The following is a 12,785-nucleotide window of genomic DNA, read 5'->3' as shown; positions in this document are numbered from 1 at the left end:
CGGCTAGGCGCCGAGCGTCTCCGGCAGGAGCGCGTCGACAAAAGCCTCGGCGTCGAATACGCGCAGATCCTCGGGGCGCTCGCCGATGCCGGCGAAGCGGATTGGAATGCCGAACTCGCGCGCGAGTGCGAACACCACGCCGCCCTTGGCGGTGCCGTCGAGCTTGGTCACCACCAGGCCGGTCACGCCGACCGCGGCGTGGAACTGGCGCAGCTGGCTCAGCGCGTTCTGGCCGGTGGTGCCGTCGATCACCATCAGCACCTCGTGCGGTGCGGACGGGTCGATCTTCTGCAGCACCCGTTTGATCTTGCCCAGCTCGGCCATCAATCCCTGCTGGGTGTGCAGCCGGCCGGCGCTGTCGGCGATCAGTACGCCGGTGCGGCGTGCGGTGGCGGCCTGCAGCGCGTCGAACGCGACCGAAGCGGCGTCGGCGTTCTGGCCCTGTGCGATCACGGTCACGCCGTTGCGCTCGCCCCACGCCTGCAGTTGCGCGACCGCCGCGGCACGGAAGGTGTCGCCGGCGGCCAGCATCAGCGGGCGTCCCTCGTCCTTGAAGCGCCGCGCCAGCTTGCCGATGGTGGTGGTCTTGCCGACGCCGTTGACGCCGACGGTCAGCATTACGAACGGCCTGTCCTGTCGCGGTATCTGCAGCGGCACCGCGACCGGGCGCAGCAGGGCCAGCAGTTGCTCGCGCAGGGCGGCGAGCAGGGCCTGCGCGTCGGCGAACTCGCGCGACTTCATCCGCCGGCGCAGCCCTTCCACCAGTTCGGTGGTGGCGGCCACGCCCACGTCGGCGGTGATCAGCGCGGTCTCGATCTGGTCGAGCAGGTCGTCGTCGAGCTTGGGATTGGCGTAGAACAGCCCGCCAAAGCTGCGGGCGAATGCGCTGCCGCGCAGGCGTTCGCGCCAGCCCGGCTTGCCGGCCGGCGCGGCGGGTTTTTCGGAAACCGACGGCGCGATGCCTGGGTCCGGCTCGGCGGGTGAACTTTCGGGAGCGGCGGCTGCCGGCCGCGGAGGCGCGGGCGTCGTCACCGATACCGGCGGCAGAGCGGGTGCCGATGCGGGCGCCGATGCGGGCTTGGCGTCCTCATCGTGGACAGGAAAAATCGGCGCGGAGGCCGGCACCGGGGCCGGCACGGGGGCGGCCTGCGTTTCCAGCGCGCTCACCACCAGCGTCGTGTCGGCAGCGGTGTCCCGCGTGAAGTCGGGGTTGCTGCCGTGCCGCTCCGCCACGTGCTCCGGTTCGTCCGCTGCGGGTGTGACCCCGTCCTGCGCGACATCGGCCTGGGCCGGTGCGCCCGGAAACGCGGCCGCCAGCTCCTCGGCGCTATAGCGCCGATCGGAAGGACTCGCGGATTCGGGCTTCTTGCGACGGAAAAAACTGACCATCGAGTGGCGGCTCGGGACATGTTGGACAATGGCCGCACATGCTAGCACCGGCCTCCAGACCGCTCCGATGAAGAAACCCCCGTCCAGAACCGCCGGCCGACCCGCCAGCGTCCGGCATCCCGCACAAGGCCAGGTGCGCCTGATCGGCGGCCGCTGGCGTGGCAGCAAGCTGCCGGTGGCGGACGTGGCCGGGCTGCGTCCGACTGCCGACCGCGTCCGGGAGACTCTGTTCAACTGGCTGGCGCCGGCGCTGCCGGGCGCGCGGGTGCTCGATCTGTTCGCCGGCAGCGGCGCGCTCGGCCTGGAGGCGCTGTCGCGTGGCGCGGTTTCGGCGGTGCTGGTCGAACGCGACCGCATGCTGGCCGAGGGGCTGCTCGACGTTACGAGGCGGCTGCCGGGCGGGGAGGCGGCCACCGTGGTGCAGGCCGATGCACTGGCATGGCTGCCTGCGCAACCGCGCGGGGCCTTCGATATCGCCTTCGTCGACCCGCCGTTCGCCGCCGGGCTCTGGAGCGACGTGCTGCCGGCATTGACGCCGTTGGTCGCCGACACCGGCTGGCTCTACGTGGAGACACCGCTGGAGGCGCGGGTGGCCGTGCCATCGGGCTGGAACATGCATCGCGAAGGTCGCACCCGCGAGGTCCGCTACGCCCTCTACCGCCGCCCGCCGGCTTCGGACCGGACTGCCGCTGATACACTGCCCGGCGACCCGGCAGGCCCGGATGGCCGCCCCACCGAACCCGTCTCCGAATGACCCTGGCCCGCCACCGTATCGCCGTCTATCCCGGCACTTTCGACCCGATCACCAACGGTCACATCGACCTGGTCGACCGGGCCGCGCAGCTGTTCGACCGGTTGGTCATCGGCGTGGCGGAAAGTCCGGCCAAGCGGCCCGCGCTCGATCTCGACCTGCGGGTACGACTGGCGCGCGAAGCGGTGGCCCACCACCCGCACGTGGAGGTGCGCGGCTTCCATTCGCTGCTGGCCCACTTTGTGTCGGAAGTCGGCGCCGGCGTACTGCTGCGCGGCCTGCGCGCGGTGTCGGATTTCGAGTACGAGTTCCAGCTGGCCAGCATGAACCGCCACCTGATCCCGGACGTCGAGACCCTGTTCCTGACCCCCGCCGAACAGTACGGATTCATTTCCTCGTCGCTGGTACGCGAAATCTCCCGCCTCGGCGGCGACGTTTCCGGTTTCGTGCCACCGGCGGTGGCCGACGCGTTGCAGGCCCAATGGCGGCGCACCCAAGCATGATTTTCCAGACCCAGAAGGGGAACCCGATGAAGACCACCACCCGCCTGCTGTTGATCGCCTGCCTTTCGCTGCCGATGCTCGCCGCCTGCCAGAAGGAGGAAGCACCCGCCGACACCGTCGCCGAAGCCAAGCCCGCGGTGACCCGCCCGGCCGACAACAACGACGAGCAGGCCTGGGGCCTGTACCTGTCCGACGTGGTCACCCGCAACATGGGCGACATCAACAACAACCCGTACCTCTACTACCTGCCGTCCTCCGAGTCGGCCGGCTTCGAGGGTGCGCACGAGCGCCTGAAGGAAGAGATCGAAGTCGCGATGCAGCGCGGCATCGTCGAAGGCAACCTGATCGCGTTCGGCTCGCCGGAGTCGGCGATGATGGCCGACATCATCGTCGGCGCGTTCGGCAAGGTGGACGCGGGTTCGATGAAGGGTGTCAAGCTGCTCTTCATCGGCGACGCCGCCGACAACGAGCGCGTGCGCGCGGCGGTCGAACCGGCCGGCGTGACCTACCAGTTCATCGAAGCCAAGTAATGCCAGTGCCCGCGCCCGGCGGTCGGGCGCGGGTCTTGCCGGTCGCGCCCCTTGCCGGGCGGCGCCCGGTACAGCACCGGATGGCCGCGGTTCTCCTCCGGGAGGTCCGCGGACACGGTTTTCCAGGAGCGGCGATCCGGCAAGGCACAGGTCTTCCTGCCGCCAGCCGCGTACCCCATGTCCCTCAAGATCAACGAACTCTGCGTCAACTGCGACGTCTGTGAACCGGCCTGCCCGAACCAGGCGATCGCGCAGGGCGAAACCATCTACGTGATCGACCCGGCGCGCTGCACCGAGTGCGTCGGCCATTTCGACGAACCCCAGTGCGTGGTGGTCTGTCCGGTCGAATGCATCGATCCGGATCCCGACATCCCCGAATCCCACGAACAATTGCTGGCCAAGCTGGCGCGTCTGCAGCAGAGTCCGTAACCACAGGAGCGAGCGATGCACATGGCAATGCGACCGGTAATGCTGACCGGCCTTCTGGCGTCCGCCGTACTGGCGGGCTGCACCACGAACGCACCGGCCGGCGAGCCGCCGCGGCAGGCGGAGGCCACCCCGCCCGGCGCCGCCATCGCCAGTGCCCATTCGCTCGCTACCGAGGCCGGCCTGGAGATGATCCGCGCCGGCGGCAATGCGTTCGACGCCGCGGTGGCAGTGTCGTCCACCCTGTCGGTGGTCGAGCCGATCAGTTCAGGCCTCGGTGGTGGCGGGTTCTTCCTGCTGCACGACGCCGCCAGCGGGCGCGATGTCTTCGTCGACGCACGCGAAACCGCGCCGGCGGCCGCGACGCCCGAAGCCTATCTTGACGCGGACGGCGACCTCGACCGCGACCGGGCGACCAACGGCCCGTGGTCGGCCGGCATCCCGGGCCTGCCGGCGGCGCTGGTCCACCTGGCCGGCGAATTCGGCGAACTGCCGCTGTCGACCACGCTGGCGCCGGCGATCCGCATCGCACGCGAGGGCTTCCCGGTCTACGAGCGGCTCGAAAAGGGCTACGCGCGCCGCAGCGAGGTGATGGAGCGGTACCGCGGCACCCGCGCGGTGTTCCTGGCCGATGGCGACCCCCCGCAGGTCGGCGAGACCCTGCGCCAGCCGGACCTGGCGCGCACGCTCGAGCTGTTGGCCGAACGCGGCTTCGACGGCTTCTACCGAGGCGACGTCGGCGACGGGCTGCTGGCGGCCGTGGCCGAAGAGGGCGGCCGCTGGACCGCCGACGAGCTGGCCGGCTACCGGGTGCGAGAGCGCGAACCGATCGAGTTCGACTACGACGGCTGGCACGTGGTCACCGCGCCGCCGCCGTCATCCGGCGGCGTGGCCCTGGCGCAGATGCTGCAGATCCTCGAGCCGTGGGACCTGGCCGCGCTGGATGAAGCCAAGCGCACCCACCTGGTGGTCGAGGCGATGCGCCGCGCCTATCGCGACCGCACGATCTATCTCGGCGATCCCGACTTCGTCGAGATGCCGCTCGACCTGTTGACCGATCCCCGTTACGCGGCCGGTCTGCGCGCCACCATCCACCCTGACAAGGCGACGCCCAGCGCGCTGATCTCGGGCCAGCCGGTGCCGCTGGAAGACGAGGAGACCACCCATTTCTCGATCATCGACGGCGAAGGCAACCGCGTCTCGGCGACCCAGACCGTCAACCTGCTGTACGGCTCCGGCCTGGTCGCGCCCGGTACCGGGGTGATCCTCAACAACGAGATGGATGACTTCGCGCTCAAGCCGGGCACGCCCAACGCGTTCGGCGTGATGGGCTTCGAGGCCAACGCGGTGGAGCCGGGCAAGCGCATGCTCAGCTCGATGACGCCGAGCTTCATCGAGTCGCAGGACAAGGTGGCCATCCTCGGCGCGCCCGGAGGCAGCCGGATCATCACCGAAGTGCTGGTGGGCATCCTCGGCTACGACGCCGGCTTGGACGCCCAGCAGGTCGCCGCGCTGCCGCGCTTCCACCACCAATGGCTGCCCGACGTCATCTCGGCCGAACCGGACGCGCTGTCTTCCGACGTGATCGGGACGCTGGAGGCGATGGGCCACACGGTCAACGCGGACGAAGGCACCTGGGGCAACCTGCAGACCGTCGCCTGGGACAAGCGCACCAACACCCTGTCCGGCGGTACCGACCCGCGCAATCCGGTGGGCGAGGCCGAGGTGCTGCTGGAGCCGTAGCGCGGTTTCGCTTCCGCGTCCGATCGCCGATCATTGCGTGCACTGCAGCGTCGCTGCGACTGTCATGGGAGCGGGCATGAAACTCTGGTCGCTGATGGGCAACAGCCAGAAGCTGGACGGCGGCGCCATGTTCGGCAATGCGCCACGCGCGATGTGGAGCAAGTGGGCGCCGCCCGACGAACTCAACCGCATCGAGCTGGCCTGCCGCGCCCTGCTGGCCACCCCGCTGGCGGGGAAGACGGTGCTGTTCGAGACCGGCATTGGCGCCTTCTTCGAGCCGAAGCTGCGCGAGCGCTACGGGGTGGTCGAGGAGCGCCACGTACTGCTCGACTCGCTCGCCGAGGCCGGTTTCGCACCGGAGGACATCGGCGTCGTCGTGCTGTCGCACCTGCACTTCGACCATGCCGGCGGACTGCTCGCGCCGTATGCGGAAGGCGAGCCGCCGCGGCTCGTGTTCCCCAACGCCAGCTACGTCATCGGCCGCGAACACTGGGAGCGGGCGCAGGCGCCGCATCCGCGCGACCGCGCAAGCTTCATCCCCGAGTTGCCGGGCCTGATCGAGGCGACCGGACGGCTGGAACTGGTCGACGGCGAGTTCTCGCGGACGCTTGGCGAAGCGGTGCGTTTCGACTTCAGCCATGGCCACACGCCGGGGCTGATGCTGTCGGAGATCGTCGGGCCGGAACGTGCGGATGGACAGCCCCACGGCGGCGTGGTGTTCTGCGCCGACCTGATCCCCGGCCGGCCCTGGGTGCACGTGCCGATCACGATGGGGTACGACCGCAACGCCGAGTTGCTGATCGACGAGAAGCAGGCGTTCCTGGCCGACAAGCTCGAACGCAACGTCCACCTGTTCTTTACCCATGACCCGGGTTGTGCGCTCGCGCAGGTGACGCGCGACGAGCGGGGCCGTTACGGCACCGTGCACGAAGTGGCCCACCTGCGGGCGAGGTCGCTGTCGGCATGAGGCCGGCCGCGTGGCTCGCGGCGCTGTGGCTGGCCGCGGGCGCGGCGCTCGCGCAGGCGCCGGCCGCGCTCGAGCCGGAGGGTCCGCCGCGCTCCGGCGGCGAGTTGCTGGATCGCGAATTCGGCGTCGGTACCGATCAGTTCGGCCTCGACCGCCGGGTCGAGATGTACCAGTGGCTGCGCGTCGGTGAAGACCGCTACCAGCGCGAGTGGAAGGCCGCGCTGGTGGACTCGTCGGGTTTCGCGCCCGGCCATGAAAACCCGGCGTCGATCCCGCTCGAGGGACGCCGCTGGTGGGCCGACAGCGCGACACTCGATGGCAGGCCATTGGACACCCGGGTGCTGAAGATCATCGGCCGCTGGGAGGATTTCCGCCCCGGCTTTTCGCGCCTGCCGGGCAATCTGTCGGCGACGTTCCAGCCCGAAGGCGACGGCCTGATCAGCTCCGAGAATCCACTGGATCCGCAGATCGGCGACCTGCGGGTGAGCTGGCGCGAACTCGTGTTGCCTCCACTCGCCGGCAAGGTCGAGCTGGTCGACGGCGCCTGGCGGGTGGCCGCCCCGGTTGCCGCCCCTGCAACGCCCGCCGCCCGGCGCACGGCCGAGCCCGCCCGCGCCGTGCCGGCAGCCGACAAGCCCGGTCCGCGCTGGTGGCCGTGGCTGATCGGCTTCGCCGCCGCGGCCGCGCTGGGCGCCTGGATGCGCAAACGCCCGGGCCGCTGAACCGCGGCCCGGACGTCGGAAGCACGTCCGCAGCCGGTCAGCCTTCGCCCATGCCTTCGGCGGGCATTGGCGCGCTGCCTTGGCGGACCTTGTCCTCGATCCGCTGGCCGACCTGCGGGTCGATGTTCTTCCAGTACTCGAACGCGCGCTCCAGCACCGGGCTGCGCACGCCGCCCAGCAAGCTGCCGGACACCTGCTCGACCAGCGCATCGCGCTGGGCGTCGTCGAACACCTGGCGCACCAGCGTGCCGGCCTGGCCGAAGTCGTCGTCCCCGGCATGCAGGGTATAGGCGCTGCGGACCATGTCGCCGTCGGTTTCCCAGCCGTCATCGACCGGGCCGCTCCGGTCGGCCCACGGCCGGCCGCCACTGTTGGGCGCGTGCACCGGTGCGTTGCCGCTGTGGTGGTAGGCCATCTGGCCGTCGAACAGGTAGCTGTTGACCGGGCACTTGGGCTGGTTGACCGGCAGCTGGTGGAAGTTGGTGCCGATCCGGTTGCGCTGCGCGTCGGCATAGGCGAACGCGCGGCCCAGCAGCATCTTGTCCGGCGAAAGACCAATCCCCGGCACCGTGTTGCCCGGCGAGAACGCCGCCTGTTCGATCTGGGCGAAGAAGTTCTCGGGGTTGCGGTTGAGCGTCATCGTGCCGACCGGGATCAGCGGGTAGTCGGCATGCGGCCACACCTTGGTGAGGTCGAACGGGTTGAAGCGATAGTTGGCCGCGTCCGCGTACGGCATCACCTGCACCGACAACCGCCAGCTCGGGTGCTCGCCGCGGGCGATCGCCGCGAACAGGTCGCTGCGATGGAAGTCGGCGTCGCGCCCCGCCATCTCGGCGGCCTGGGCGTTGCTGAAGAACTCCATGCCCTGCTCGGTGTGGAAGTGGTACTTGACCCAGAACTTCTCGCCGGCGGCGTTGATCCACATGTAGGTGTGGGAGCCGTAGCCGTTCATGTGGCGCCAGGTGCGCGGCAGGCCGCGGATGCCCATCACGTAGGTGACCTGGTGGGCGGACTCGGGGTTGCTGGTCCAGAAGTCCCACTGCATGTGGTTGTCGCGCAGCCCGGAGTCGGGCAGGCGCTTCTGGCTGCGGATGAAGTGCGGGAACTTCATCGGGTCGCGCAGGAAGAAGACCGGGGTGTTGTTGCCGACCAGGTCGTAGTTGCCCTCGTCGGTGTAGAACTTCAGCGAGAAGCCGCGCACGTCGCGCCAGGTGTCGGGGCTGCCCTGTTCGCCGGCGACGGTGGAAAAGCGCGCCAGCATGTCGGTCTTCGCGCCCGGCTGGAACAGCGCCGCCTTCGTGTACCTGGACACGTCCGCGGTGGCCTCGAACACGCCGAACGCGCCGGCACCCTTGGCGTGCGGCTGGCGCTCGGGCACCTTCTCGCGGTTGAAGTGCGCCATCTGCTCGAGGAAGTGCACGTCGTGCAGCAGGATCGGACCGTTGGGGCCGATGGTCAGCGAGTGGCGGTCACTGGGGGCCGGCGCGCCGGTTCCGGTGGTCGAACCGGTCGTGTGTCCGGGTTTGCGCGTGTCGTTCTGGCTCATGGGGGAGGCTCCTGGGTGGCGGCGGCTGCCTGGGTGTTCCTACATTGCCCGCGTCTATCGATTTACTCCATTCGATTTGTCATATCACTGCGATAGCCAGCGTCTTGCCGGCCCATCCTGGAACCGGGGTGCGGCACCCAAGAAAAAGGCCGGGACATGCCCGGCCTTTTCGGTACCTCGATCATGGGGGGCGCTCAGGCCGCCGCGGCCTGGCTGGCGCGTGGGCCTTCCTTCAACGCGCGCCCGACCATCGCCACCAGCAGGTCGAGTTCTTCGCTGGTCATGGTGAAGGTCGGGGTGAAGCGCAGCGAGTTGGTGCCGCCGTGGATCACGCCGATGCCGTGCTCGCGCAGCCACTCCTCGGTGGAGTCGGCGCCGTAGCACTTGAACTCCGGCGAGAGCTCGCAGGAGAACAGCAGGCCTGTGCCCTGGACCTTGGTGATCAGCCCGCCCAGCTCTGCCTTGAGCTTCTCCAGCTTTTCGATCGCCTCGGCGCCGCGCGCGCGGATGTTCTCGCGGACCTGCGGAGTCACCATCGACAGCACCGCGCAGGCGGTGTCGAGCGCGCGCGGGTTGGTGGTCATGGTGTTGCCGTACAGGCCCTTGCGGTAGATCCCGGCCGCGCGTTCGCCCACCGCGAGCACCGACAGCGGGTATTGGCCGGCGTTGAGCGCCTTGGAGTAGGTCTCCATGTCCGGCGCCTCGACATTCTCGAAGCCGGGGTAGTCGACGATCGACAGCACGCCGTTGGCGCGCAGGCCGGCCTGGATCGAGTCGACCAGCAGCAGCGAGCCGTGGTCCTTCGTCAGCCGGCGGGCGGCGTTGTAGAAGTCGACCGGCACGCTGCGGCCCGGATCGCCTTCGCCCATCACCGGCTCCAGGAACATCGCCTCGATGAACCAGCCGTTGGCGTCGGCATCGGCGAATACCTGTTCCAGCGCGCCGATGTCGTACGGCTGGACGGCGATGACGCTGTCCTCGCCGCGGTAGCTGGCCAGGTACTGCAGGTAGGTCTTGCGGGTGGAATCCGAATACAGCGCCGGACGGTCGGTACGGCCGTGGAAGCCGCCCTTGACCACCACGCGCTTGATCGCGCGGCCGGCATGACGACCGCCTTCGTCGGTCATCGTCCTGGCGTTGGTGTCGGCGATGCGGGCGGCGAGGGTGACCGACTCCGAGCCCGAGTTGAGGCACAGGAAGTGGCTGTAGGGGCAGTCGCGGCCGAGGCCGATCGCCTCGCGCAGCATGCTGTTGAAGCGCAGCTGCGACAGGCTCGGGGTCATGATGTTGGCCATCGCCTGCGGCTTGGCCATCGCCTCGATCACCTGCGCCGGGGTGTGGCCGAAACCGAGCATGCCGTAGCCGCCCGAGTCGTGCAGCACCGCGCCCTTGAGGGTGACGATCCACGGACCGCGCGCGGCGAGGGCGACATACGGGTTGACCGCGTCATCCTGGTAGAAGTTGACGTAGCCGGCCTGGATGGCCTCGGCCTGGGCGCGCTCGTCGAGGTCGAGCAGGGCCGCGGCGTCGCTGCCCAGCGCGCCGTCCCTGATGCGGCCGTACTCGGCCACCGCGGCATCGACGGCCCCGGCCAGTTCCACGTTGCCGGCGAAGCGGGCGAGGGTGGCGTCGTCGAGGCCGACCGTGCGGCGTTCGCCACCGTGGGCGCGCAGCGGCGCGAGCTTGGCGACGATGGAATCGGAAGCGCTGGACATTCGGGTCGGTTCTCCTGTGGTGCGGAAAACGCCCGGAACGCACAGGCCGGGTCTGCAGCGGCGCCACCCGGCGCCCATAACCCCGTTTGGATGAATCCCGTGGTCCGGCGTTTTCCGTTAAAAAACAATCGTTTGCGCGATTCTATCACGCGCGGTTCGCGGGCATAACCCCCGCCACGGCTACACTGTGCCGTTTCCCCGCGCCGCCCCGGCAGGGCCGGCGCACCGAGAGCCAGCTGCTTGAAGAAGTCCGATTTCATCTACCACCTGCCGCCCGGGCTGATCGCCCAGGCGCCGCTGCCGGAGCGTTCGGCCAGCCGGCTGCTGGTCGTGCCACCGGCGCCGGCGGCGTTCGCCGACCGCGTGTTCTCCGAACTGCCGGACCTGCTCCAGCCCGGCGACCTGCTGGTGTTCAACGACACCCGGGTGATCCCGGCGCGGCTGTTCGGCACCAAGCAGACCGGCGGCCGGGTCGAGATCCTGATCGAACGGCTGCTCGGTGGCATGGAGGCGCGTGCCCAGCTGGGGGTCAGCAAGTCGCCCAAAGCGGGTGCGCGGATCGCGCTCGATGCCGGCGGCGAGGCCGAGGTGCTCGGGCGCGACGGCGAGTTCTACCGCCTGCGTTTCCACGTGCCCGAAGGGCTGGAGCAATGGTTGCTGCATGCCGGCCGGTTGCCGTTGCCGCCGTACATCCAGCGGGAGCCGGGCGCCGACGATGCCGAGCGCTACCAGACCGTGTTCGCCCGCAACACCGGCGCGGTCGCGGCGCCGACCGCCGGCCTGCATTTCGACCAGCCGCTGCTGGACGCGCTGACGGCCAAGGGCGTGCAGTCCGGCCACGTCACCCTCCACGTCGGCGCCGGTACCTTCCAGCCGGTGCGGGTCGATGACCTGTCCGAGCACGTGATGCACAGCGAGTGGATCAACGTCGGTGCGGAGCTGGTCGAACGGGTCCGTCGCACGCGCGCCGCCGGCGGGCGCGTGATCGCCGTCGGTACCACCGTGGTGCGCGCGCTGGAATCGGCGATGCAGCGCACCGCAGCCAATCCGGACGGCGAGTTGCGCCCGTTCGCCGGCGAGAGCCGGCTCTTCATCCTGCCCGGTTACCGGATGCGCTCGGTCGACGCGATGGTCACCAACTTCCACCTGCCCGAGAGCACCCTGCTGATGATGGTCTCCGCGTTTGCCGGCAAGGACCGGATCCTCGCCGCCTACGCGCACGCGATCGCCGAACGCTATCGGTTCTTCTCCTACGGAGACGCGATGCTGCTGTTCCCGGAGGCCCACCCGTGAGCCGGATGTCCTTCGAACTGCTCGACACCGACGGCGCCGCCCGCCGCGGCCGGCTCGCCTTTCCGCGCGGCACGGTCGAAACCCCGGCGTTCATGCCGGTCGGCACCTACGGTTCGGTCAAGGGCGTGCTGCCGCATCAGGTACGCGAGCTGGGCGCCGAGATCATCCTCGGCAACACCTTCCACCTGTACCTGCGACCGGGGCTGGAGGTGATCGAGGCGCACGGCGGGCTGCACGGGTTCGAGCGCTGGGACGGGCCGATCCTGACCGACTCCGGCGGCTTCCAGGTGTTCTCGCTGGCGCACAAGCGCACGATCACCGAGCAGGGCGTCACCTTCGCCGCGCCGACCGACGGCAGCCAGGTGTTCCTCGGTCCCGAGGAGAGCATGCGGATCCAGAAGGTGCTCGGCTCGGACATCGTGATGATCTTCGACGAGTGCACGCCGTACCCGGCGACCGAGGAGGTCGCGCGCAGCTCGATGGAGTTGAGCCTGCGCTGGGCCGAGCGCTCCAAGCGCGCGCACGAGGGCAACGACGCGGCGCTGTTCGGCATCGTCCAGGGCGGCGTCCACCACGGGCTGCGGACCCGTTCGGCGGAAGCGCTCAAGGAGATCGGTTTCGACGGCTACGCGATCGGCGGCCTCGCGGTCGGCGAACCCGAGGCCGAGCGCAATGCGATGCTCGAGCACACCACGCCGCAGCTGCCGGAAGACCGTCCGCGGTACCTGATGGGCGTCGGCCGGCCGGAGGACCTGGTCGAAGCGGTGGCCCGCGGCGTCGACATGTTCGACTGCGTGATGCCGACCCGCAACGCCCGCAACGGCCACTTCTTCACCCGCGAGGGCGTGGTCCGCATCCGCAACTCGAAATACGAGAAGGACCTGCGGCCGATCGAGGAGGGCTGCGACTGCCACGCCTGCGCGGGCGGTTTCAGCCGCAGCTACCTGCGCCACCTGGACCGCTGCAACGAGATGCTCGGCCCGATGCTGGGCACCCTGCACAACCTGCGCCACTACCAGCGGCTGATGGCCGGCATGCGCGAGGCGATCGGGCAGGGAACCTTCGGCGCCTTCCGCGAGTCCTTCTACGCGGCCCGCAGGCCGGGCTGACCACCCGCCCGTGCCGGCCCGCCCGGCCGGCGCCAGCAACGGCAAAGGCCGGCGCCACCGCCGTGGCATAATCCCCGGCTTATTTTCAGTC

At 69.8% G+C, this 12,785-nt stretch carries 12 protein-coding genes; 9 read left to right on the top strand and 3 right to left on the bottom strand.

Features of this window, described 5'->3' with window-relative positions; genetic code table 11:
- Window positions 1-3 precede the first annotated feature (3 nt).
- On the bottom strand, window positions 4-1,389 hold the full coding sequence (ftsY, locus tag U8331_RS10520; RefSeq protein WP_481130987.1) for a signal recognition particle-docking protein FtsY: 1,386 nt from the start codon (window positions 1,387-1,389) through the stop codon (window positions 4-6).
- A gap of 67 nt (window positions 1,390-1,456) precedes the next feature.
- Here ftsY and rsmD point away from each other — a divergent pair, with 67 nt between their 5' ends.
- The 7 genes from rsmD (at window position 1,457) to U8331_RS10485 (ending at window position 7,031) form a co-directional block, all read left to right on the top strand.
- Window positions 1,457-2,143 carry a 16S rRNA (guanine(966)-N(2))-methyltransferase RsmD gene (gene rsmD, locus U8331_RS10515; protein WP_481130986.1) on the top strand — a complete coding sequence of 229 codons (687 nt, stop codon included), beginning with the start codon at window positions 1,457-1,459 and terminating at the stop codon, window positions 2,141-2,143.
- Window positions 2,140-2,643, top strand: coding sequence for a pantetheine-phosphate adenylyltransferase (coaD, locus tag U8331_RS10510; protein ID WP_481130985.1), 504 nt, complete (start codon window positions 2,140-2,142; stop codon window positions 2,641-2,643). The genes rsmD and coaD overlap by 4 nt, the downstream gene beginning before the upstream one ends.
- A complete protein-coding gene (locus U8331_RS10505) occupies window positions 2,640-3,173 on the top strand; it encodes a hypothetical protein (RefSeq protein ID WP_481130984.1) in 534 nt (177 codons plus the stop codon). The genes coaD and U8331_RS10505 overlap by 4 nt, the downstream gene beginning before the upstream one ends.
- 177 nt (window positions 3,174-3,350) lie before the next feature.
- A complete protein-coding gene (locus tag U8331_RS10500; RefSeq protein ID WP_481130983.1) occupies window positions 3,351-3,602 on the top strand; it encodes a YfhL family 4Fe-4S dicluster ferredoxin in 252 nt (83 codons plus the stop codon).
- Window positions 3,603-3,617: 15 nt separating this feature from the next.
- Window positions 3,618-5,342 carry a gamma-glutamyltransferase gene (gene ggt / locus U8331_RS10495; RefSeq protein WP_481130982.1) on the top strand — a complete coding sequence of 575 codons (1,725 nt, stop codon included), beginning with the start codon at window positions 3,618-3,620 and terminating at the stop codon, window positions 5,340-5,342.
- A 76-nt stretch (window positions 5,343-5,418) separates the two neighbouring features.
- Window positions 5,419-6,309, top strand: a complete 891-nt coding sequence (locus U8331_RS10490) for an MBL fold metallo-hydrolase (protein WP_481130981.1) — start codon at window positions 5,419-5,421, stop codon at window positions 6,307-6,309.
- On the top strand, window positions 6,306-7,031 hold the full coding sequence (locus U8331_RS10485) for a TMEM43 family protein (protein WP_481130980.1): 726 nt from the start codon (window positions 6,306-6,308) through the stop codon (window positions 7,029-7,031). Before U8331_RS10490 ends, U8331_RS10485 begins: the two co-directional genes overlap by 4 nt.
- A 37-nt stretch (window positions 7,032-7,068) precedes the next feature.
- Here U8331_RS10485 and U8331_RS10480 read toward each other — a convergent pair whose 3' ends face one another.
- Both U8331_RS10480 and U8331_RS10475 read right to left on the bottom strand, forming a co-directional pair.
- The gene (locus U8331_RS10480) at window positions 7,069-8,577 is read right to left on the bottom strand and encodes a catalase (protein WP_481130979.1); all 1,509 of its coding nucleotides are present in this window, start codon (window positions 8,575-8,577) and stop codon (window positions 7,069-7,071) included.
- Between the two features lie 194 nt (window positions 8,578-8,771).
- Window positions 8,772-10,292 (bottom strand): aminotransferase class III-fold pyridoxal phosphate-dependent enzyme, encoded by a 1,521-nt coding sequence (locus U8331_RS10475; RefSeq protein WP_481130978.1) that lies wholly within the window; start codon window positions 10,290-10,292, stop codon window positions 8,772-8,774.
- Between the two features lie 240 nt (window positions 10,293-10,532).
- Here U8331_RS10475 and queA point away from each other — a divergent pair, with 240 nt between their 5' ends.
- Together queA and tgt are read left to right on the top strand one after the other, a co-directional pair.
- Window positions 10,533-11,585: a tRNA preQ1(34) S-adenosylmethionine ribosyltransferase-isomerase QueA gene (gene queA / locus U8331_RS10470; RefSeq protein WP_481130977.1), complete on the top strand. Its 1,053-nt coding sequence runs from the start codon at window positions 10,533-10,535 to the stop codon at window positions 11,583-11,585.
- A 5-nt stretch (window positions 11,586-11,590) separates the two neighbouring features.
- The gene (gene tgt, locus U8331_RS10465) at window positions 11,591-12,694 is read left to right on the top strand and encodes a tRNA guanosine(34) transglycosylase Tgt (protein WP_481132958.1); all 1,104 of its coding nucleotides are present in this window, start codon (window positions 11,591-11,593) and stop codon (window positions 12,692-12,694) included.
- The last annotated feature ends 91 nt before the right edge of the window (window positions 12,695-12,785 follow it).

The organism is Lysobacter sp. CC-YZS074 (genome assembly GCF_056739745.1).
Note: the sequence above shows the minus strand (reverse complement) of the source record. Positions and strands in the feature narration are given on the sequence as shown.

What these genes read in the sequence shown, in the direction of transcription:
- ftsY (WP_481130987.1), bottom strand. Translation starts at nt 1,389, where the DNA reads ATGGTCAGTTTTTTCCGTCGCAAGAAGCCCGAATCCGCGAGTCCTTCC.
- rsmD (WP_481130986.1), top strand. Translation starts at nt 1,457, where the DNA reads ATGAAGAAACCCCCGTCCAGAACCGCCGGCCGACCCGCCAGCGTCCGG.
- coaD (WP_481130985.1), top strand. Translation starts at nt 2,140, where the DNA reads ATGACCCTGGCCCGCCACCGTATCGCCGTCTATCCCGGCACTTTCGAC.
- U8331_RS10505 (WP_481130984.1), top strand. Translation starts at nt 2,640, where the DNA reads ATGATTTTCCAGACCCAGAAGGGGAACCCGATGAAGACCACCACCCGC.
- U8331_RS10500 (WP_481130983.1), top strand. Translation starts at nt 3,351, where the DNA reads ATGTCCCTCAAGATCAACGAACTCTGCGTCAACTGCGACGTCTGTGAA.
- ggt (WP_481130982.1), top strand. Translation starts at nt 3,618, where the DNA reads ATGCACATGGCAATGCGACCGGTAATGCTGACCGGCCTTCTGGCGTCC.
- U8331_RS10490 (WP_481130981.1), top strand. Translation starts at nt 5,419, where the DNA reads ATGAAACTCTGGTCGCTGATGGGCAACAGCCAGAAGCTGGACGGCGGC.
- U8331_RS10485 (WP_481130980.1), top strand. Translation starts at nt 6,306, where the DNA reads ATGAGGCCGGCCGCGTGGCTCGCGGCGCTGTGGCTGGCCGCGGGCGCG.
- U8331_RS10480 (WP_481130979.1), bottom strand. Translation starts at nt 8,577, where the DNA reads ATGAGCCAGAACGACACGCGCAAACCCGGACACACGACCGGTTCGACC.
- U8331_RS10475 (WP_481130978.1), bottom strand. Translation starts at nt 10,292, where the DNA reads ATGTCCAGCGCTTCCGATTCCATCGTCGCCAAGCTCGCGCCGCTGCGC.
- tgt (WP_481132958.1), top strand. Translation starts at nt 11,591, where the DNA reads ATGTCCTTCGAACTGCTCGACACCGACGGCGCCGCCCGCCGCGGCCGG.